Here is an 18,306-nt window from a genome sequence, read left to right on the forward strand (position 1 = left end):
CCGCGCAGCTTACTGAGCCAGGCGCTGAAACCAAGGTGGCTATTCACCGCCGCACTTCAGCTGCGGTAATTGTTCAGCATCGGATAGCGCCTTGCCACGAGCGCAAACAGGGTCGCGGCCACGAGCGCGAAGCCGGCGAAGAAGAACATCAGGCAGGCGGTCTCGCTGTAGCCGGTCGACTTGATCGCCTGCAGCGCCGCCGGGCTCTTGATGCTGACGTTGGACAGCAGCACCCACAGGTTGCCGATGGTCACCGACAGGCTCCAGAAGCTCATGATCGTGCCCTTCATGGACAGCGGTGCCTGGCTGTAGGCGAACTCCAGCCCGGTGGCCGAGACCAGCACCTCGCCCAGCGTCAGCAGCGCATAGGGCAGCATCTGCCAGACGATGCTGACCGTCGTGCCTTCGTCCAGCCACAGCTGCAACACGCCGGCGACGATCCAGGCCGCACCCGCCAGCGCGATGCCTGCGCCCATGCGGCGCAGTGCCGTCACCTGCAGGCCCATGCGTTGCAGCGTGGGATAGAGCACCAGGTTGTTGAASGGGATCAGGATCATCACCAGCRSCGGGTTCAGCGCCTGCATCATGGACGACTGGAACCAGGCGGGCTTGGCCATCTGATCGGCCTGCAGCACCCAGGTSGASGCCTTCTGGTCGAACAGCGACCAGAACGGSGTGACCAGCGCGAACAGCACCAGCACGCGCAGCACGCTACGCACACCGTCGACAGCCTCGTCCGGATGCACGCCGCGCGCGCGCTCCAGCTGCATCGCCGCGCCCACGCCGCCAAAGCCCATCACCAGCACGAGGGCCAGGCAGACCGCCGGCACGAGGCCCAGGCCATCGATGCGGCTCAGCGAGTAGGCCGCACCAACGAGACCAAGCGATGCCACGGCGGCGCCAGCGCCGCCGGCCTTCAAGGCCGTCCAAACCACCTTCAAAAAGCTGTGCGGGTTGGCGCCGCGCGCCGGCTGGTGCACATACTTCTTGCGGCCGCTCCACAGGATGACGGTGGCGGCCAGCATCAGCAGACCCGGCAGCGCGAAGGCGACGCTGGCGCCATAGTTCTTCAGGATGAGGGGCATCAGCAGCGACGCGAAGAAGCTGCCGAAGTTGATGATCCAGTAGAAGGCGTCATAGACCTTCTGCGCCAGCGTCCGGTTGCTCTTGTCAAACTGGTCGCCAACGAATGAACTCACCAAGGGCTTGATGCCACCCGAGCCGAGCGAGATCAGGAACAGGCCGAAGTAGAAGCCCCGGATGTTGTCGTCGAACAGGGCCAGGCAGGCATGCCCCGCGCAGTACAGGATGCTGAACCAGAAGATGGTCGGGTACTTGCCGAAGAAGCGGTCGGCCAGCCAACCGCCCAGCAGCGGGAAGAAATAGACACCGATGACGAAGGTGTGGAACACCTCCTTGGCCTCGGCCTTGCGCAGGTCCTCGGGAATGGCCAGCAGCAGGCTGGTCATCATGAAGACCGTCAGGATGTTGCGCATGCCGTAGAAGCTGAAGCGCTCGCATCCTTCGTTGCCGATGATGTAGGGGATCTGCGGCGGCATCTTGGCCGCGGGGCTTGCCGCGGTGGCGGCGTCTGCGGTGACAGTGGTCGTCATGGGGGCCTCGGAGTTGGGGCTCTGAAAAAGAGAAACGCCGCCCGGCTTGTGGCCGAGCGGCGTTGGAGGGTGGGATCAGCCGACCCGAATCATGCCTCGAAAGGCAGCTTCACCTGGCTGAGATCCTTGCGGGTTTCCACGAGCACCAGCGGGCCCTCGTCGACAACGGCGACCGCTGCCGGCTCGCGGCCCAGCGGGGCCGGTGCGGGCTCGGCCGCGATGGCGGCCTGCACAGCGGCGATCTTGTCGGCGTCGGAGTTGACCCATTGCAGGCCGGCACCTTCGGCGATGGATTGAAGCTCGCCCATCGGCAGCTTGAAGGCTTGGACAACCGGCGCCGGGGCCGGCGCAGGTGCAGCGACCGGAGCCGGCGCGGCGGCCACGGCTGCGGGCGCCTGGACCGGCGCAGCAGCATTGGCCATCGCGTCTTCGATCAGCGAACTCTGCATCGGCGCGGCGGCCGAAGCGGCCTCCTCGCCAGCAGTGGCTTCCTGGCCTTCGACGGCACCTTCCTCACGGCGGCCTCGGTTGCGATTGCGACCGCCGCGACGGCGGCTTTCGCGGCCATGGCCCTCGGCGTCATCACCTTCGACGGGCGGCGTGGTTTCGGCGCCTGCGTCAGCAACAACTTCAGCCGGTGCTTCGACGCCGGCTTCTGCCGTGCCTTCGGTGCCCGTCTGATCGTCGCGCTCGCGGCCACCACGGCGACGGCGGCGGCCACGGCCCTGGCGCTCTTCACCGGCCGGCGTGTCGCCAGTCGGAGGCAGGGCGGCTTCGGCCTGGCTGTCGACAAAGGCCGGCGGCGCGTCGTGGACGGCGGCCAAGTCTTCGCTCAACGGCGCGGCAACCGGCAAGGCGGCCACGGTCTCGACCGGCGGGCGCTCCTGCCGCTCGCCCCGCGGGCGGCGCTCACCACGCTCCGGGCGGTCACCACCGCGTTCGGTGCGCTCACCACGTTCAGCACGCTCACCACGCTCGGGGCGCTCGCCGCGCTCCGGGCGTTGCTGCTGTTCGGGCTTGTCACCGCCTTCGGTGCGCGGCTTGCGGTCACCGCGTTCGGCACGCTCACCGCGGGCTTCCTGCGGCTTGCCATCGCGGCGGCCACCTTGGCCACGCGGCTCGTTGCGCTCACCGCGTTCGCCACGCTCGCCGCGCTCACCACGGCGGCCACCGTCGCGGCGACCATCACGGCCGCCTTCGCGCTTGGGCTTGTCCGTTGCGGCAGGCGCCGCTGCGGGCGCCTGGACAGCAGGTGCCGGGGCCGGCGCGGCATCGCCACCGCCGAAGAAGCTGAACAGGCGGCTGAAGAAGCCCTTGGCCTGCGGTGCTGGCGGCGGGGGCGCAACGACGGGCGCCGGTGCGGGCGCGGCCGCGACGGGCTCGGGCTTCGGTGCGGCGACCGGCGCGGGCTGCTCGGGCAGGATGCCCTTGATGACCGGCTCCTGCTTGTTCTTCTTCTCGACGTCGCCGCGACGCGTGATGCCGACCTCGTCGGTCGGCTCCTCGATCATCGTGTAGCTGGCCTGCAGGTTCTCCAGGCGCGGGTCGTCGTGGCGCAGGCGCTCGAGCTTGTAGTTCGGCGTCTCGAGGTGCTTGTTGGGCACCAGCAGCACGGTGACGCGCTGCTTGAGTTCGATCTTGGTGATCTCGGTGCGCTTCTCGTTCAGCAGGAAGGAGGTCACTTCCACCGGCACCTGCACGTGCACGGCGGCGGTGTTGTCCTTCATGGCCTCTTCCTGGACCATGCGCAGGATCTGCAGTGCCGAGGACTCGGTGTCGCGGATGTGGCCCGTGCCGTTGCAGCGCGGGCAGGTGATGTGGTTGCCTTCGCTGAGTGCCGGGCGCAGGCGCTGGCGGCTCATTTCGAGCAGGCCGAACTTGCTGATSGAGSCGAACTGCACGCGGGCGCGGTCCTGGCGCAGCGCGTCGCGCAGGCGCTGTTCCACGTCACGGCGGTTCTTGCTCTCCTCCATGTCGATGAAGTCGACGACGATCAGGCCGCCCAGGTCGCGCAGGCGCATCTGGCGGGCGATTTCGTCGGCCGCTTCGAGGTTGGTGCGGGTGGCCGTCTCTTCGATGTCGGTGCCGCGGGTCGAGCGGGCCGAGTTGACGTCGACCGACACGAGGGCTTCGGTGTGGTCGATGACGATGGCGCCGCCGGACGGCAGGTTCACCGTGCGGCTGAAGGCCGTCTCGATCTGGTGCTCGATCTGGAAGCGGCTGAACAGCGGTGCGTCGTCGCGGTAGCGCTTCACGCGATGGCCCTGGTCGGGCATCACGTGGTTCATGAACTGGCTGGCCTGCTCGTACAGGTCGTCCGTGTCGATCAGGATCTCGCCGATGTCCGACGTGAAGTAGTCGCGGATCGCGCGGATGACCAGGCTGGATTCCTGGTAGATCAGGTAGGCGCCCTTGCCGCCCTTGGCCGCGTCATCGATCGCGGTCCAGAGCTTGAGCATGTAGTTCAAGTCCCACTGCAGCTCGGGCGCCGTGCGGCCGATACCGGCGGTGCGTGCGATCAGGGACATGCCCTTGGGGTACTCGAGCTGGTCGAGGTTTTCCTTCAGCTCCTCGCGGTCCTCGCCCTCGATGCGGCGCGAAACGCCACCGCCGCGCGGGTTGTTGGGCATCAGCACCAGATAGCGGCCGGCCAGGCTGACGAAGGTGGTCAGCGCCGCGCCCTTGTTGCCGCGCTCTTCCTTCTCGACCTGGACCAGCAGCTCCTGGCCTTCCTTGATCGCGTCCTTGATGGTCGCGTTCTTGACGTCGGTGCCCTCGCGGAAGAACTGGCGCGAGATTTCCTTGAACGGCAGGAAGCCGTGGCGGTCCTCGCCGTAGTCGACGAAGCAGGCTTCGAGCGAGGGCTCGACCCGCGTCACGACGGCCTTGTAGATATTGCCCTTGCGCTGCTCACGGCCTTCGATTTCGGTCTCGAAGTCCAGCAGCTTCTGGCCATCAACGATCGCGAGGCGCCGCTCTTCCGGCTGCGTCGCATTGATCAGCATGCGTTTCATGTCATCACTCCTCTCGCGCCGGGCGGCTTGTCAGCCGCCGCGAAACGCGCACGTTCATCGCGCCGCCAAGCCAAAGCGCTGGCGGCTAAAGATGCACGGGCAATGACTCGAGAACCGAGGAAGGAATCGCCCTGGACCGAAAGCGCGGCCGACCGTGGGGGTCAGCGCGCAGTTGGCGTTGGCGCGTGCGCCGCAGCAGCGGTCATGCGAGCCGAGCCGCCGGCTCCCGCGCGCACCCGCCCGGCAACAAGCCGGGGCAGGGCGGCCACACCGGGATCTAGCCGGGGCCGCAGAGGTGCGTGTGGGGGGAGGGGCATGCTCATCTGCATGGGCTGCTGGACGCTGGTGACAGCTCGCGCGGCCCGAAGGCCAGGTGCTCTGTCGCCATGGAAACCTTGTTGTCTGCGGGCGCCGGGTTCCTTGAAACAATCAAGGGCAGCGGGGCTCGCGGGTTCTTGTGTCATCGCTCTGCCGCGTCGGGCAGCGGGCCGTTCACTCACTCGGGGAGGAAACCTGCCGGCCGCCTTTCGCGTTGCATCGCCTGTGGCCGCCAGGGTTGTGCCCCGTCGGCCACACGTTACCGCCGCTAAAATCAAACAAATCAAATACTTACGGCAGCAACGTGGTGAAAAGGATTATAGGGGTAGGCCAAGTGCCGCCCGACACCACGCAAACCCCTGGCACGGCGCCAGCCGTGCGCCGGGTCACGGTGGACGAAGGCTCCGCCGGGCAGCGCTTGGACAATTTCCTGCTGCGCGAACTCAAGGGCGTGCCCAAGACCCACGTCTACCGCGTCATCCGGGCCGGCGAAGTGAGGGTCAACAAAGGCCGGGCCCAGGCCGACACCCGGCTGGAAATTGGTGACGAGGTGCGCATCCCGCCGGTGCGCCTGCCCGAGCGCCCGGCTCAGCCCGAGGCGCCGGCGCGTGAGTTTCCGGTGGTGTTCGAGGATGAGCACCTGCTCGTCATCRACAAGCCGGCCGGCGTGGCGGTGCATGGCGGCTCGGGCGTCAGCTACGGCGTCATCGAAGCCCTGCGCCGCTCGCGGCCGACGGCCAAGTTCCTGGAGCTGGTGCACCGCCTCGACAAGGAAACCTCCGGCCTGCTGATGATCGCCAAGAAGCGCAGCGCGCTGGTGGCACTGCAGGATCAGCTGCGCGAGCGCGAGACGGGCAAGACCTATGCCGCCCTGGTCTGGGGCGACTGGCCGGCCAAGCTCAAGGTCATCGACGTGCCGCTGGTCAAGTTCGTCGGCGGCGACGGCGAGCGCTGGGTGAGGCCGGGCAAGGCGGATGAGGAAGGCGCCAAGCGGTCGATCAGCCTGGTGAAGGTCGTCCAGCGCACGCCGCATTTCAGCCTGCTGGATGTGACCATCAAGACCGGCCGCACCCACCAGATCCGCGTCCACCTGCAGCAGGCCGGTCACGCCATCGTCGGCGACCCCAAGTACGGCGACTTCGAGCGCAACCGCGAGCTGGCGCGCGGGCGTGCCAAGTTCGACCGCATGTTCTTGCATGCGCGAAAGCTGCAGTTCCAGCATCCGGCGACGGGGGAGACGGTGACCTGCGAGGCGCCATTGCCTGCCGATTGCCGAAGCCTGGTGGACAGTGCCGCATGAAGTTGTGGCGGGCGCTTGAGCGGTTGGGCCGGGCGGCCTTCATCGTCGCGGCCTCTCTGGGCGGCTCGTGGGTGGCCGCCATGACGATCATGCCGCCTGCGCCCATTCCCCTGCAATTCGAAGCGCGCACCGATCGACTGACACGCGACGGCCTTGTCGCCCTGAACGAGTTGGCGGTGCGTGCCGCGCAGTGCCCGGCGAACGAGCTGGCCCTGCACTTGTCGCCGGCCAAGAGAGCGCAGACGGCGCTGGCCAAGCGCCGCGTGGCAACAGTTCAGAAGCGGATGGAGCAGTTGGGGCTGAAGCTGGCGGTCGAGATGAAGCCGTTGCGCAATGGGCAGGCCCGCCCCCGGCACCGCGACACGCTGTTGGCGGATGTGGGCGCCGCCGACGACGTTTGGTGCGACCTGCGAGCGGGATCGCAGGCATTCGCCTGGGCCGAGGCAATGGGGCAATACGTCGAGGGCGCCGAGCCGAGGATGCCGGCCTTCTGGCAGCGCTTGTCCAAGCAGGGCAGGTCGGGCCTCGCAATGCCTCTGGCGGTCGCGGCCGTTTGCGCAGGGCCCGGTTGTACGCGGCATCCGGAGCTCTACCATTGGTTGGCCGAGCAGTCCCTGCGGGATGCGTCGATGCAAACTCGGCGTTGGTGGTTGCTTCAGCTCTGGGCGCGTGCCGAGGACGCCGCGGTGGAGCGATTTCGGCAGCGCTGGGGCCTKGCGCCTTTGACGCTCCAAGAGCGAGCCGGCCATGCGCACGAATTGGCTGCTGGCGGCCTGCCGTGGGCGGTGATCGAGCAGCGATTGCGCGAACCCGAGGTGATGTCCTACTTCGGTGAGCAGCCAATGATCCTGGGCGGGCCTGGGCCGCATTGGCTGTTGGGCGTGGCGACCCAGCAAGGCCAGCTCGATGCTTTTGACCGGCTCATCGAAGCCGCCGGGCCAGCCAAGGGCTGCTTCGTCATGGCAGCCTTCTGGGAAGCAGGCGGGGATCAGGAGCAATTCGAGGCGTGGAGGCCGCATTTCGCAAGCTGGGCGCGCGGTGCCACCATGCCATATCAGCCGAAGGGTTCTCCCGTCAGCTGCAATCCCGTCGCCGCAGTGCTGAGAGAAGCCTTCTGCACTGGCAATGCGGCCGACGTGGCAGCGCGCTACGAAGCCATCTGGGACATCCTGCTTGAGGCTGGCGTGACACTCGAATCGCCCGCAGTCCGGCTGTTCACCGAACCGGCCGCCGAAGGCGCCCGTCAGCCTTGCCGGCTGGAGCCGATCCCCGGTTATGCATCTCGCTTGCGCCAAGTCGAGCGCCCCTGAGTCTCAAGGCGAAAGCCCGAACATCGACAATCCCTTCATGACCTCCCGCCCGCAACAATTCGACCTGATCGCCTTCGACTGGGACGGCACCCTGTTCGACTCCACGGCGCTGATCGCCCGCTGCATCCAGCGCGCCGCCGTTGACCTGGGCCTGCCCGAGCCCGAGTTCGAGCGCGCCAAATATGTCATCGGCCTGGGCCTGCGCGATGCCCTCGAACATGCCGTGCCCGGCCTGGCCGCCGAGCGCTACCCCGAGCTGGGCCTGCGCTACCGCCACCACTACCTCGCCTCGGAGCACGAACTCTCGCTGTTCGAAGGCACGCTGGAGATGCTGGAGGCCTTGAAGGCGCGGCACCACTGGCTGGCGGTGGCGACCGGCAAGAACCGCGCGGGCCTGGACCGCGTGCTGGCGTCAAGCGAACTGGGGCATCTGTTCGACGGCACGCGCACAGCCGACCAGACGCGTTCCAAGCCGCATCCGCAGATGCTGCTGGAGCTGATGAAGGAGTTCGGCACCGAGCCCGAGCGCACGCTGATGATCGGCGACACGACGCACGACCTGCAGCTGGCCATGAATGCCGGTGTGCCCTGCGTCGCGGTCAGCTTTGGCGCGCATGACCACGAGACCTTTGCCGAGTTCAAGCCGCTCTTCGTTGCGCACTCGACGCGCGAGCTGCACGACTGGCTGATCGCACATGCCTGAGCCCGAAGCCGCGCCGCTGCAGCGCCTGTGCGCTTCGGCCGAACTCGTGGAGCGCGGCAAGGCCGTCAGCTTCGACGTCATCCAGTGGCGCGAGCCGGTGCGGGCCTTCGCGCTGCGTTTCGACGGCAAGGCGGTCGCCTACCTGAACCGCTGCGCCCATGTGCCCACCGAGATGGACTGGCAGGAAGGCGAGTTCCTGGACAGCGACAAGCGCTTCATCATGTGCAGCATCCATGGCGCCGTCTACGAACCATCGACCGGCCAATGCGTCATGGGCCCCTGTAACCGCGGCCGCTTGACGAAGATCGACCTGACCGAGCGCGATGGCGAGGTCTACTGGCACCCGACCCGGGACACCAAGCCCGCTTTTGAAGATTGATATGAGCAGCACCTCTGACGACTCCCTGCCTCCCCCGATGCCCGAGCCCGTCGGCGTGCCGGTACAGCTCACGCCGCAAAACGAGACGCTGCTGGCCCAGCTGGCCCGCGACTTCCTGCGTGAGCGCCGGCTGGAGCGGCGCTGGCGCACGGTGTTCCGGCTGTTCTGGTTGCTGCTCGCGGCCCTGCTGGTCTACAGCTTGTGGCTGCAGGGCAAGCACGTGACGCCGTCGACGACGCCGCACACCGCCCTGGTCGAGGTGCGTGGCGAGATCGCCGCCGACACCGAGGCCAGCGCCGAGCAGTTGCTGGCCGCGCTGAAAGACGCCTTCAAGGACGACGCGGCCCAGGCCGTCGTGCTGCGCATCAACTCGCCCGGTGGCAGCCCGGTGCAGGCCGGCATCGTCTACGACGAGATCAAGCGGCTGAAGAAGCAGTACGACAAGCCGGTCTATGCCGTCGTCGAGGAGATGTGTGCCTCCGGCGCGTACTACATCGCCGCAGCGGCCGACGAAATCTATGTCGACAAGGCCTCGGTCGTCGGCTCCATCGGCGTGCTGATGGATGGCTTTGGCTTCACCGGTTTGATGGAGAAGGTCGGTATCGAGCGCCGCCTGCTGACTGCCGGCGAGAACAAGGGCATGCTGGACCCGTTCAGTCCGGAGAACCCCAAGCAGCGCGCCTACGCGCAAGCCATGCTGGACCAGATCCATCAGCAGTTCATCGCCGTCGTGCGCGAAGGCCGCGGCAAGCGGCTCAAGGAGACGCAGGAGACCTTCTCGGGCCTGTTCTGGAACGGTGAGCAGGCCGTCAAGCTGGGCCTGGCCGACCACTTCGGCAACCTCGACTATGTGGCCCGCGAGGTCGTCAAGGCCGAGGACGTCATCGACTACACGCCGCGCGAGAACGTCGCTGAGCGCCTGGCCAAGCGTTTTGGCGCGGCCATGGGCGCCGGTGCGGTGAAGGCACTGAAAGAGATGGCGCCGATCCGCTGATCGGGCAACAAAAAGGCCGCAGCCATTGCGGGCTGCGGCCTTGCGCGGAGCGCTGATGCGCTTACTGCGTCTTGGTTTCGGTCTTGGCAGGCATGTCGCCGGTCTTGGCGGCAGCGTGCTTCTTCGCATGGTGCTTGGGGGCGTGCTTGGCAGCGCTGGCTGCATCGGCCGGCGTGGCGGCGACTGCAGGCGTGGCGGCGGTGGCCGGTGCGGCCTTGGTAGCCGGCGTTGCCGCCGTGGCGGGTGTGGCAGCGGTGGCCGGCGTGGCAGCCGGAGTCTGGGCCAGGGCCACGCCCGAAGCGAGCGTGATGAGGGCAGTGGCGATCGTGGTCTTCAGCGTGTTCATCTTGAGGGCTCCAAGGTGGTTCGGGGATTACGGTTCGGCTTGCGCAAGCTTGGGGTGACAACGACGCCTCGCCCGGCATCGTTGACCACGTTGCAAAGCCTTACACCGGCAGAATCGGGCGCATGAACACCGCATCCCACTTCGACTGGAGCGCTGGCTATTCAAGCCGGCGCAGCCCGCTGTTCGCGCGCAACATCGTCTCGACCTCGCATCCACTGGCGGCCCAGGCCGGGTTGCGCATGCTGCAGGCGGGCGGCAACGCGGTCGATGCGGCGATCGCGACGGCGGCCTGCATGACGCTGGTCGAACCCTGCAGCAATGGCCTGGGCTCGGATGCGTTCTGCATCCTGTGGGACGGCAAGCGGCTGCATGGCCTGAACGCATCCGGCCCAGCGCCGGCGGCGTGGACCTCGTCATTCTTCGGGGGGCAGGTCATGCCCAAGCGTGGCTGGGGCTCGGTGACCGTGCCTGGCGCCGTGGGCGGCTGGATGGCGCTGAGCGAGCGCTTCGGCAAGCTGCCGTTCGCCGATCTGATGCAACCCGCCATCGAGATCGCCGAGCGCGGCTATGCGGTGCCGCCGATCGTGCAGGGCAAGTGGGCCATGGCGGCGGCGTTGAGCGAGCTCACATCGCAGCCCGGCTTTGCTCGGGCTTTTCTGCCGCAAGGGCGAGCGCCCGAGGTGGGCGAGTTGTTTCGCTTTCAGGAAGCGGCGCGCAGCCTGAAGCTGATTGCGGAGTCCAAGGGCGAGGCGTTCTACCGCGGCGAGATTGCGCAGGCGCTCGTTCGATTTGCGGGCGAGACCGGCGGCGCGCTGACCGAGGCCGACCTGGCGGGCTATCAGCCTGAGTGGGTTACACCACTGGCGAAGGACTTTGCGGGCCATACGTTGCACGAGATCCCGCCCAACGGCCAGGGCATCGCCGCACAGATGGCGCTGGGCCTGCTGGCGCATTGCAATGTGACGGCGCACGAGGTCGACAGCCCCGAGGCCCAGCATCTGATGATCGAAGCGATGAAGCTGGCCTTTGCCGACGTCTACCGCTACGTGGCCGAGCCCGGCGCGATGACGGTCAGCGCGGCGCAGTTGCTCGATCCCGACTACCTTGCTTCGCGCGCCAAGCTCATCGACCCGCAGCGCGCCCAGGCCTTCGGTGCCGGCAACCCCATCAAGGGCGGCACCATCTATCTGACCGCGGCCGATGAATCGGGAATGATGGTCAGCTTCATCCAGAGCAACTACATGGGCTTCGGCTCTGGTCTGGTGCTGCCGGGCTATGGCATCAGCCTGCAGAACCGTGGCCATTGCTTCACGCTGGAGGCCGGCCACCCCAACCAGGTCGCACCGGGCAAGCGGCCCTTCCACACCATCATCCCGGCCTTCCTGACGAAGGACGGCGCGCCCGTGATGAGCTTCGGCGTCATGGGCGGCAACATGCAGCCGCAGGGGCATCTGCAGACGCTGGTGCGCATGCTCTGCTACGGCCAGAATCCGCAGGCTGCCTGCGATGCGCCGCGCTGGCGCTTCAACGAAGGTTTGTCGATCAACATCGAGCCGCACATGCCGGCGGCCACCATCGAGGCGCTGCGCGCGCGCGGCCATGAGATCGGCGACATCCACGACAGCTACCAGGACTTCGGCGCCGGCCAGTTCATCTGGCGGCTGGGTGATCCGGGCGTCGAGGGCTATGTGGCGGCCAGCGATCCGCGGCGTGATGGCGCGGCCGTGGGCTACTGAAGTGGAGGTCTTGCGCCTGAACCCCGGGGACGACCTGCGCGGCGCGCTGGGAGGCCGCACCGGCTTTGTCGTCGCCGGCATTGGCAGCCTCGTTCATGCGCAATTGCGTTTCGCTGGCGAACCGGAGCCGACCACCATCGCCGGGCCGCTCGAAATCCTGGCGCTCAGCGGCAGCCTGACGCCCGATGGCGCGCATCTGCATGCCAGCGTGTCCGATGCGGCGGGTCGCGTGTTCGGCGGCCATGTGTGCGCCGGCTGCGAGGTGCGCACGACGGCCGAGTTGCTGATCGCGTCTCTGCCCATCGGTTCGCTGTCGCGCCAATTCGATCCGGCCACCGGCTACGCCGAACTTGTCGTCCGCAAGCCGTGACCACCGGCACGCGACACCGTCCGGCCGCGCTGCTAGCATGCAGCGCATGACCAAGTTGCTCGACCTCGACTGACGCCCCTGCGCGTCGTTTCATCCCGGCGGGGCTGACCCGCCCGTCGAGTCCTGTCGGAGCCTCAAGCGTCATGTTCTCCAAGTTTTTCACCCTCGCGCCCGGCGACCTGCTGCGCGATGCGGTCTACCGGCGGCTGTGGTCGTCCATCCTCATCTCCTCCCTTGGCGGCCAGGTCACCATGCTGGCCCTGCCGCTGACGGCTGCGGTGCTGCTCAACGCCAGCCCCACGCAGATGGGCCTGCTGCAGGCGATGGAGATCCTGCCCTTTGTGCTGTTCTCGCTGCCCGCCGGCGTGCTGCTGGACCGTATGAGAAAGCTGCCGGTCTACATCTGGGGCGAGAGCCTGCTGGCCGTCGCCGTGGCCACCGTGCCGCTGGCAGCCTGGCTGGGTGTCTTGAGCATGAGCTGGCTCTATGTCGTCGGCTTTGTGCTGGGCTGCGTCTACACGGTGGCCGGCAGTGCGGCGCAGATCGTGCTGACGCAGGTGGTGCCGCGCGAGCGGCTGGTCGAGGCGCATGCGAAGAACGCGTTGGCCTCGTCGGGCGCTGAAGTGGCCGGCCCGGGCCTGGCCGGCGCGTTGATCAAGCTTTTCGGCGCGCCGCTGGCCCTGGCCGTGGACGCGCTGCTGCTGCTGGTGTCGGCCGCCATCCTGCGCGGCATCCAGGTCAAGGAAACGCTGGCTGAGCGCAGTGGCAAGGCGTTCTGGGTGGAGTTGAAGGCGGGCCTGCGCTTTGTGCGCGAGCGCCGCCTGCTCGTCAGCCTGGCCATGGCCACCGGCGGCTGGCAGCTCTTCCACAACGCGGCGCTGGTCGTGCAGATCCTGTTCGCGACGCGCGAGTTGCACCTGTCGCCGCAGACGGTGGGTCTGTCCTACATCGCGCTGGGCGCCGGCACGGTGCTGGCCAGCATCTTCGGCCATCGCATCAGCCGCCGCATCGGCCCGGGGCCCTGCCTGGTGCTGGGCTACGGGGCCTGCGGTGCGGGCTGGTTGCAGCTGGCTGTCGCGCCGGCCGGTCAGCTGGGCATCATCAGCTTCGGCGTGATGCTGTTCGCGTTCGGCATCGGCGCCGTGCTGATCTTCATCAACTTTCTGTCGCTGCGCCAGGCCGTCACGCCGGCGCCCATGCTGGGCCGCATGACGAGCACGATGCGCTGGCTCATCCTGCTGCCGGCCGGCCCGGGCGCGCTTATCGGCGGCTGGCTGGGCGAGCACATCGGCCTGCGCGCGGCGCTTGGCTTCTCGGGCGTGGGGGCCTGCCTGCTGGCGACATTGGCCTGGCGGCATCAGGTGATCCGCGGTGTGCGTGAGCTGCCCAAGCCTGTTGAAGTGGTGACGGCATGACCGATCCCTTGTTGATCGACATCCCGGAACGCCTGGACGGCGAACGCACCGTGCTGCTGATGCCGCGTGCCGGCGTCGGCGCGGAGCTGGCTGTCGTCATCACGCAGGCGATCTCGCATCTGCGCCCCTGGATGCCGTGGGCCCAGGAGGCGCCGACGGCGGAGAGCTCGGAGATGGTGGTGCGCCGCATGCAGGCCGACTTCATCGCCCGCCGCGACCTGTGCTTTCACATCTACGCCCGCCGCGCCGATGGCAGCCCGGGTCGGCTGCTCGGCGGCACCGGCCTGCACCGCATGGACTGGGCGGTGCGCAAGTTCGAGATCGGCTACTGGATCCGCCCCGAGGCGGCGGGCCAGGGCCATGTCAGCGAGGCCGTGCGGCTGCTGACAGCGCTGGCCTTCGGCGGGCTGGCTGCTCGCCGTGTCGAGATCCGCTGTGACCCGCGCAACGTCAAGAGCCGCGCGGTCGCTGAGCGCTGTGGTTTCGAGCTCGAAGGCGTCTTGCGCAACGAGGCGCTGGGTGTCGACGGGCATCCCCGCGACACCTGCGTCTACTCGCGCGTGTCCTGAACTTGCCGGCGAGGACCTGCCGTTACGCGGCCTGCTGCAGCATTCGCACCACGGCTGCGTGCTGCAGCTTGCCGCGAAGCTGGATCAGCACGAGCGCTGCGGGCAATGCCAGCACGCAGGCGTCGAACAACCGTGCCGCACCGGAGCCCGTCAGAAGCCTGGGCAACAGAAGTGGCCCAGCCAGAAGGTAGAACGCGGTGGCTATGAGACCGACGCCCAGCAAGGCGCCGCCTCGGTTGGCGATGCAGGTCTCCCCCGTCTGCATGTCCTGCCAGCCGAGGATGGTCGACCAGTGGTCGGCACGTTGAAGTACCAGCTTGACTGTCATGCCGTCTCTCAGCGGAGGATGGCCCCAGACCCGGGCTCCGAATATCTTGCAGGTGGGCGAGTTAAATCCGAAGTCCGTCCAGCTGCCCAGCTTGGACTGGCGCCGAACCACGTCGAACACGCGGGTGAAAGTGACGGTTTCCATGTGCATCAACCGTGCCTCTTGCCCGTGCTACCGGGACCGAGGCGATCCACGGCGTCCGTGATGATTCCGTCGATGCCGTCGGCAATGAGTCGCGCGGCAGTCGCCGCGTCGTTGACCGTGTAGACCAGCGCCCGCCAGCCCCTGGCATGCAGGCGCTCGATCAGCGCGCGGTCCATCAGTCGGTAGTTCGTGATGACGGCGACGACGCCCAGCGCCTCGGCGGCCTCGGGCCAGCCGTCCCACAGCTTGTCCAGCAGCAACGCGCGTGGCAAGGCGGGCTCGACGTCGCGGGCTGCAGCGATGGCTTCAGGCTTGAAGCTACTCAACAGCGGTGGCAGTGCGCCGGCCCACAGCCGAGCGGCCTCGCGGGCGACGGCCGCGCCGGTACGGGCCTCCTCGCCGGGGCAGGGCTTGATCTCGACATTCAGCGCGCAGCCGTTGGCCTGGCAGAAGGCGGCGATCTGGGCGAAGCGCGGCAGCGGTTCGGCGGCAAACGGGGGGCTGTGCCAGCTGCCGGCGTCGAGCCCGGCCAGCTGTGCCCAGTCTGCTGAAGCCGGCGAGCCCTGGCCGCTGGTCGTGCGGTCCAGCGTGTCGTCGTGCAGCAAAAAGGCCTGGCCGTCCTGGCTGAGCTTGACGTCGCACTCAAACGCACGAAAGCCAAAGCCTGCGCCCATGCGGAAGGCCGCCAGCGTGTTCTCCGGCGCCAGCTTGCCGGCGCCTCGATGGGCCAGCCACAGCGGATAGGGCCAATGCGTCTTCACAGCCTTTGTCCCGTCTTGGCGTCGAAGCGGTGCAGGTGCACGGGGCTGAAGGCCAGGTGCAGCCAGTCGCCCGGCTGCGGTGGGGGCAGGGTGGCGTCCAGGCGCAGCGTGAAGGGCGTGCCGGCGCCCAGCTTGCCATAGACCAGGCGCTCGGCGCCCAGCATCTCGATCATCTCCACGCGCAGGGGCCAGCCCCGGTCGGCCAGGTGCGCATGCTCGGGGCGCAGGCCCAGCGTGAGTTCGCCTTCCACGCCCGGCGGCACGTCGAGCTCGGCGCCGTCGATGTAGAACTGCCCGCCGTGCTGTCGGCCCGGCAGCAGGTTCATGGCCGGCGAGCCGATGAAGCTGGCGACGAAGGTCGAGGCCGGCTGGCCGTAGACCTCCTCGGGCGTGCCCATCTGCTCGATGCGGCCGCCGTTCATGACGATGATGCGCTGCGCCAGCGTCATGGCCTCGACCTGGTCGTGGGTGACGAACAGCGAGGTGACGCCCAGCTCGCGGTGCAGTTTCTGAATCTCCAGCCGTGTCTGCACGCGCAGCTTGGCGTCGAGGTTGGACAGCGGCTCGTCGAACAAGAAGACCTGCGGGTCGCGCACGATGGCGCGGCCCATGGCCACGCGCTGGCGCTGGCCGCCGGACAGTTCGCGCGGCTTGCGTTCCAGCAGATGGCTCAGCTCCAGGATCTTGGCGGCACGCTGCACGCGCTCGTCGATCTCGGCTTTGGGCATCTTGCGCAGCTTGAGGCCGTAGGCCATGTTCTGGCCGACGCTCATGTGCGGGTAGAGGGCGTAGTTCTGGAACACCATGGCGATGTCACGGTCCGCCGGCTCGACGTTGTTGACGACCCGAGAGCCGATGGCGATCTCGCCCTCGCTGACCTCCTCCAACCCCGCCACCATGCGCAGCAGCGTGGACTTGCCGCAGCCCGAGGGGCCGACGATGACGACGAACTCGCCGTCGTGGACCTCGGCGTCCACGCCGTGGATGACTTGCACCGCCTTGGCGCCGTGGCCATAGCGTTTGAAGAGTTTGCGGATGGAGATGGCAGCCATTTATTTCTCTGTATCTACCAAACCTTTAACGAACCAGCGCTGCATCAGGATCACCACGAGGGCCGGCGGGATCATGGCGAGCAGGGCGGTGGCCATGACGAGGTTCCAGTCATTGGCTGCCTCGCCGCCGCTGATCATGCGTTTGATGCCGATGACCACCGGGTACATGGACTCGTCGGTGGTCACCAGCAGCGGCCAGAGGTACTGGTTCCAGCCGTAGATGAATTGGATGACGAAGAGGGCGGCGATGCTGGTGGTGGACAGCGGCAGCAGCACGTCCTTGAAGAAGCGCAGCGGCGAGGCGCCGTCGATGCGCGAGGCTTCCACCAACTCGTCGGGCACCGTCAGGAAAAACTGGCGGAACAAAAAGGTGGCCGTGGCCGACGCAATCAGCGGCACGGTCAGGCCGGCATAGCTGTTGAGCATGTGCAGGTCGGCCACCACCTGGTAGGTGGGCCCGATGCGCACTTCCACCGGCAGCATCAGCGTCACGAAGATGGCCCAGAAGAACAGCTGCCGCAGCGGGAAGCGGAAGTAGACGATGGCAAAGGCCGACAGCAGCGAGATGGCGATCTTGCCGACGGCAATCACCATGGCCGTCACGAAGCTCACCCACATCATGCGGGCCACCGGCGCGCTGGAGCCCGAACCGGTGCCGCCGCCCAGGGCCGTGGCCATGTTGTCGAGCAGATGCCCGCCCGGCACCAGCGGCATGGGCGCATGCAAGATGGCCTCAGACGTCTGCGAAGCGGCGATGAAGGTCACGTAGAGCGGAAAGGCCACCACCACCACGCCTAGAGCCAGGATGGCGTGGGCCAGCCAGTCCAGCCAGGGTTTTCTTTCGACCATCAGAAGGTACCCAGAGGCTCGGCGTGACCGAGCAGACGGGACAGGCGGCCCCAATCGAGGCGCAAAGCACAGCCGTAGCTCGTGCTACGGCGAGCATTTGCAACGACGAGTGGGGGTGTCTGGGCTGGATGAGCGGGCATGTCGGGCCTTTGGGTACCTTCTCTAGTAGTTCACTTTCTTCTCGACGAAGCGGAACTGCAGGACGGTCAGGCTGACGACGATGACCATCAGCACCACGCTCTGCGCCGCCGAGCCGCCCAGGTCCAGGGCCTTGAAGCCGTCGTGATAGACCTTGTAGACCAGGATGGCCGTCTCCTTGCCGGGGCCGCCTTGCGTGGCGGCGTCGACGATGCCGAAGGTGTCGAAGAAGGCGTAGACGATGTTGATCACCAACAGGAAGAAGCTGGTGGGCGAGAGCAGCGGGAAGGTCACGTCCCAGAAGCGCCGCCAGGGGCTGGCGCCGTCGATGGCGGCCGCCTCGATGAGCGAGCGCGGAATGGACTGCAGGCCGGCCAGGAAGAACAGGAAGTTGTAGGAGATCTGCTTCCACACCGCGGCCATGACGATCAGCGTCATGGCGTGGTCGGGGTTGAGCAGGTGGTTCCAGTCGTAGCCCAGGGCCCGCAGCCCATAGGCCACGATGCCGATGGACGGCGCGAACATGAAGAGCCACAGCACGCCGGCGATGGCCGGCGCCACGGCATAGGGCCAGATCAGCAGGGTCTTGTAGATGCCCGCGCCGCGCACCACGCGGTTGGCCATGACGGCCAGCAGCAGAGAAATCGACAGGCCCAGCACCGCCACCAGCAAGGAGAAAACCGCCGTGGTCTTGAACGAGTCGAGATAGCTCGCGTCGGCCCACAGCGCCTTGAAGTTGTCCAGGCCAACCCATTCGGTTGACAGGCCGAAGGCATCCTGCTGCTGCAGCGACTGCAGCAGCGCCTGGGCCGCCGGCCAGAAGAAGAACACGCCGATGACCGCCGCCTGCGGCGCCAGCAGCAGCCACGGCAGCCAGCGGGAGCGGAAGACGACGCGTTTTTCTTGCGCCATGTCAGTGCCCGCTCGGCCGTCCGGAGGGCACTGGCGCCCCCTCGGGGGGCAGCGA

17 protein-coding genes are annotated in these 18,306 nt (G+C 67.5%); 9 read left to right on the forward strand and 8 right to left on the reverse strand.

Annotated elements, in window-relative coordinates; translation table 11 throughout:
* Positions 1–56: 56 nt before the first annotated feature.
* Complete coding sequence (locus tag ACXJKJ_RS14385) at positions 57–1,613, reverse strand: POT-type proton-dependent oligopeptide transporter (RefSeq protein ID WP_457390593.1); 1,557 nt, start codon at positions 1,611–1,613, stop codon at positions 57–59.
* Positions 1,614–1,702: 89 nt separating this feature from the next.
* Positions 1,703–4,627 (reverse strand): Rne/Rng family ribonuclease, encoded by a 2,925-nt coding sequence (locus tag ACXJKJ_RS14390; RefSeq protein WP_457390594.1) that lies wholly within the window; start codon positions 4,625–4,627, stop codon positions 1,703–1,705.
* A 625-nt stretch (positions 4,628–5,252) separates the two neighbouring features.
* Here ACXJKJ_RS14390 and ACXJKJ_RS14395 point away from each other — a divergent pair.
* Genes ACXJKJ_RS14395 through sppA form a run of 5 tightly spaced genes read left to right on the forward strand, consistent with a single transcriptional unit; the run spans position 5,253 to position 9,631 of the window.
* Positions 5,253–6,245, forward strand: coding sequence for an RluA family pseudouridine synthase (locus tag ACXJKJ_RS14395; RefSeq protein WP_457390595.1), 993 nt, complete (start codon positions 5,253–5,255; stop codon positions 6,243–6,245).
* Positions 6,242–7,555 carry a hypothetical protein gene (locus ACXJKJ_RS14400; RefSeq protein WP_457390596.1) on the forward strand — a complete coding sequence of 438 codons (1,314 nt, stop codon included), beginning with the start codon at positions 6,242–6,244 and terminating at the stop codon, positions 7,553–7,555. The genes ACXJKJ_RS14395 and ACXJKJ_RS14400 overlap by 4 nt, the downstream gene beginning before the upstream one ends.
* 37 nt (positions 7,556–7,592) lie before the next feature.
* Positions 7,593–8,258 carry an HAD family hydrolase gene (locus ACXJKJ_RS14405; RefSeq protein WP_457390597.1) on the forward strand — a complete coding sequence of 222 codons (666 nt, stop codon included), beginning with the start codon at positions 7,593–7,595 and terminating at the stop codon, positions 8,256–8,258.
* The gene (locus tag ACXJKJ_RS14410) at positions 8,251–8,637 is read left to right on the forward strand and encodes a Rieske (2Fe-2S) protein (protein WP_457390598.1); all 387 of its coding nucleotides are present in this window, start codon (positions 8,251–8,253) and stop codon (positions 8,635–8,637) included. Before ACXJKJ_RS14405 ends, ACXJKJ_RS14410 begins: the two co-directional genes overlap by 8 nt.
* Before the next feature lies 1 nt (position 8,638).
* Positions 8,639–9,631: a signal peptide peptidase SppA gene (sppA, locus tag ACXJKJ_RS14415; RefSeq protein WP_457390599.1), complete on the forward strand. Its 993-nt coding sequence runs from the start codon at positions 8,639–8,641 to the stop codon at positions 9,629–9,631.
* 61 nt (positions 9,632–9,692) lie between these two features.
* On the opposite strand, the gene ACXJKJ_RS14420 is transcribed toward sppA, so the two are convergent.
* Entirely contained in the window at positions 9,693–9,977 is a 285-nt protein-coding gene (locus ACXJKJ_RS14420) for a hypothetical protein (protein WP_082533018.1), read from the reverse strand.
* Between the two features lie 122 nt (positions 9,978–10,099).
* Between ACXJKJ_RS14420 and ACXJKJ_RS14425 the strand changes: the two genes are divergently transcribed.
* The 4 genes from ACXJKJ_RS14425 to ACXJKJ_RS14440 all read left to right on the forward strand — a co-directional run bounded on the left by ACXJKJ_RS14425 (position 10,100) and on the right by ACXJKJ_RS14440 (position 14,067).
* Positions 10,100–11,713 carry a gamma-glutamyltransferase family protein gene (locus ACXJKJ_RS14425; RefSeq protein ID WP_457390600.1) on the forward strand — a complete coding sequence of 538 codons (1,614 nt, stop codon included), beginning with the start codon at positions 10,100–10,102 and terminating at the stop codon, positions 11,711–11,713.
* A complete protein-coding gene (locus ACXJKJ_RS14430; RefSeq protein ID WP_457390601.1) occupies positions 11,691–12,083 on the forward strand; it encodes a PPC domain-containing DNA-binding protein in 393 nt (130 codons plus the stop codon). Before ACXJKJ_RS14425 ends, ACXJKJ_RS14430 begins: the two co-directional genes overlap by 23 nt.
* 143 nt (positions 12,084–12,226) lie before the next feature.
* Complete coding sequence (locus tag ACXJKJ_RS14435) at positions 12,227–13,498, forward strand: MFS transporter (protein WP_457390602.1); 1,272 nt, start codon at positions 12,227–12,229, stop codon at positions 13,496–13,498.
* Positions 13,495–14,067, forward strand: a complete 573-nt coding sequence (locus ACXJKJ_RS14440; RefSeq protein ID WP_457390603.1) for a GNAT family N-acetyltransferase — start codon at positions 13,495–13,497, stop codon at positions 14,065–14,067. The genes ACXJKJ_RS14435 and ACXJKJ_RS14440 overlap by 4 nt, the downstream gene beginning before the upstream one ends.
* A gap of 22 nt (positions 14,068–14,089) precedes the next feature.
* Here ACXJKJ_RS14440 and ACXJKJ_RS14445 read toward each other — a convergent pair whose 3' ends face one another.
* The 5 genes from ACXJKJ_RS14445 to ugpA all read right to left on the reverse strand — a co-directional run bounded on the left by ACXJKJ_RS14445 (position 14,090) and on the right by ugpA (position 18,251).
* The gene (locus tag ACXJKJ_RS14445) at positions 14,090–14,545 is read right to left on the reverse strand and encodes a hypothetical protein (protein WP_457390604.1); all 456 of its coding nucleotides are present in this window, start codon (positions 14,543–14,545) and stop codon (positions 14,090–14,092) included.
* A complete protein-coding gene (ugpQ, locus tag ACXJKJ_RS14450; protein WP_457390605.1) occupies positions 14,545–15,300 on the reverse strand; it encodes a glycerophosphodiester phosphodiesterase in 756 nt (251 codons plus the stop codon). The genes ACXJKJ_RS14445 and ugpQ overlap by 1 nt, the downstream gene beginning before the upstream one ends.
* The gene (locus ACXJKJ_RS14455; protein WP_457390606.1) at positions 15,297–16,352 is read right to left on the reverse strand and encodes a sn-glycerol-3-phosphate import ATP-binding protein UgpC; all 1,056 of its coding nucleotides are present in this window, start codon (positions 16,350–16,352) and stop codon (positions 15,297–15,299) included. The genes ugpQ and ACXJKJ_RS14455 overlap by 4 nt, the downstream gene beginning before the upstream one ends.
* Positions 16,353–17,201 (reverse strand): sn-glycerol-3-phosphate ABC transporter permease UgpE, encoded by an 849-nt coding sequence (gene ugpE / locus ACXJKJ_RS14460; RefSeq protein ID WP_457390607.1) that lies wholly within the window; start codon positions 17,199–17,201, stop codon positions 16,353–16,355.
* 162 nt (positions 17,202–17,363) lie between these two features.
* A complete protein-coding gene (gene ugpA / locus ACXJKJ_RS14465) occupies positions 17,364–18,251 on the reverse strand; it encodes a sn-glycerol-3-phosphate ABC transporter permease UgpA (protein WP_457390608.1) in 888 nt (295 codons plus the stop codon).
* Positions 18,252–18,306 lie beyond the last annotated feature (55 nt).

It is taken from the genome of Roseateles sp. P5_E1 (genome assembly GCF_054049335.1).

Coding starts and splice junctions, on each gene's coding strand:
- ACXJKJ_RS14420 (WP_082533018.1), bottom strand. CDS start 9,977: ATGAACACGCTGAAGACCACGATCGCCACTGCCCTCATCACGCTCGCT.
- ACXJKJ_RS14405 (WP_457390597.1), top strand. CDS start 7,593: ATGACCTCCCGCCCGCAACAATTCGACCTGATCGCCTTCGACTGGGAC.
- ugpA (WP_457390608.1), bottom strand. CDS start 18,251: ATGGCGCAAGAAAAACGCGTCGTCTTCCGCTCCCGCTGGCTGCCGTGG.
- ACXJKJ_RS14440 (WP_457390603.1), top strand. CDS start 13,495: ATGACCGATCCCTTGTTGATCGACATCCCGGAACGCCTGGACGGCGAA.
- ACXJKJ_RS14435 (WP_457390602.1), top strand. CDS start 12,227: ATGTTCTCCAAGTTTTTCACCCTCGCGCCCGGCGACCTGCTGCGCGAT.
- ACXJKJ_RS14410 (WP_457390598.1), top strand. CDS start 8,251: ATGCCTGAGCCCGAAGCCGCGCCGCTGCAGCGCCTGTGCGCTTCGGCC.
- ACXJKJ_RS14455 (WP_457390606.1), bottom strand. CDS start 16,352: ATGGCTGCCATCTCCATCCGCAAACTCTTCAAACGCTATGGCCACGGC.
- ACXJKJ_RS14430 (WP_457390601.1), top strand. CDS start 11,691: ATGGCGCGGCCGTGGGCTACTGAAGTGGAGGTCTTGCGCCTGAACCCC.
- sppA (WP_457390599.1), top strand. CDS start 8,639: ATGAGCAGCACCTCTGACGACTCCCTGCCTCCCCCGATGCCCGAGCCC.
- ACXJKJ_RS14425 (WP_457390600.1), top strand. CDS start 10,100: ATGAACACCGCATCCCACTTCGACTGGAGCGCTGGCTATTCAAGCCGG.
- ACXJKJ_RS14445 (WP_457390604.1), bottom strand. CDS start 14,545: ATGCACATGGAAACCGTCACTTTCACCCGCGTGTTCGACGTGGTTCGG.
- ugpE (WP_457390607.1), bottom strand. CDS start 17,201: ATGGTCGAAAGAAAACCCTGGCTGGACTGGCTGGCCCACGCCATCCTG.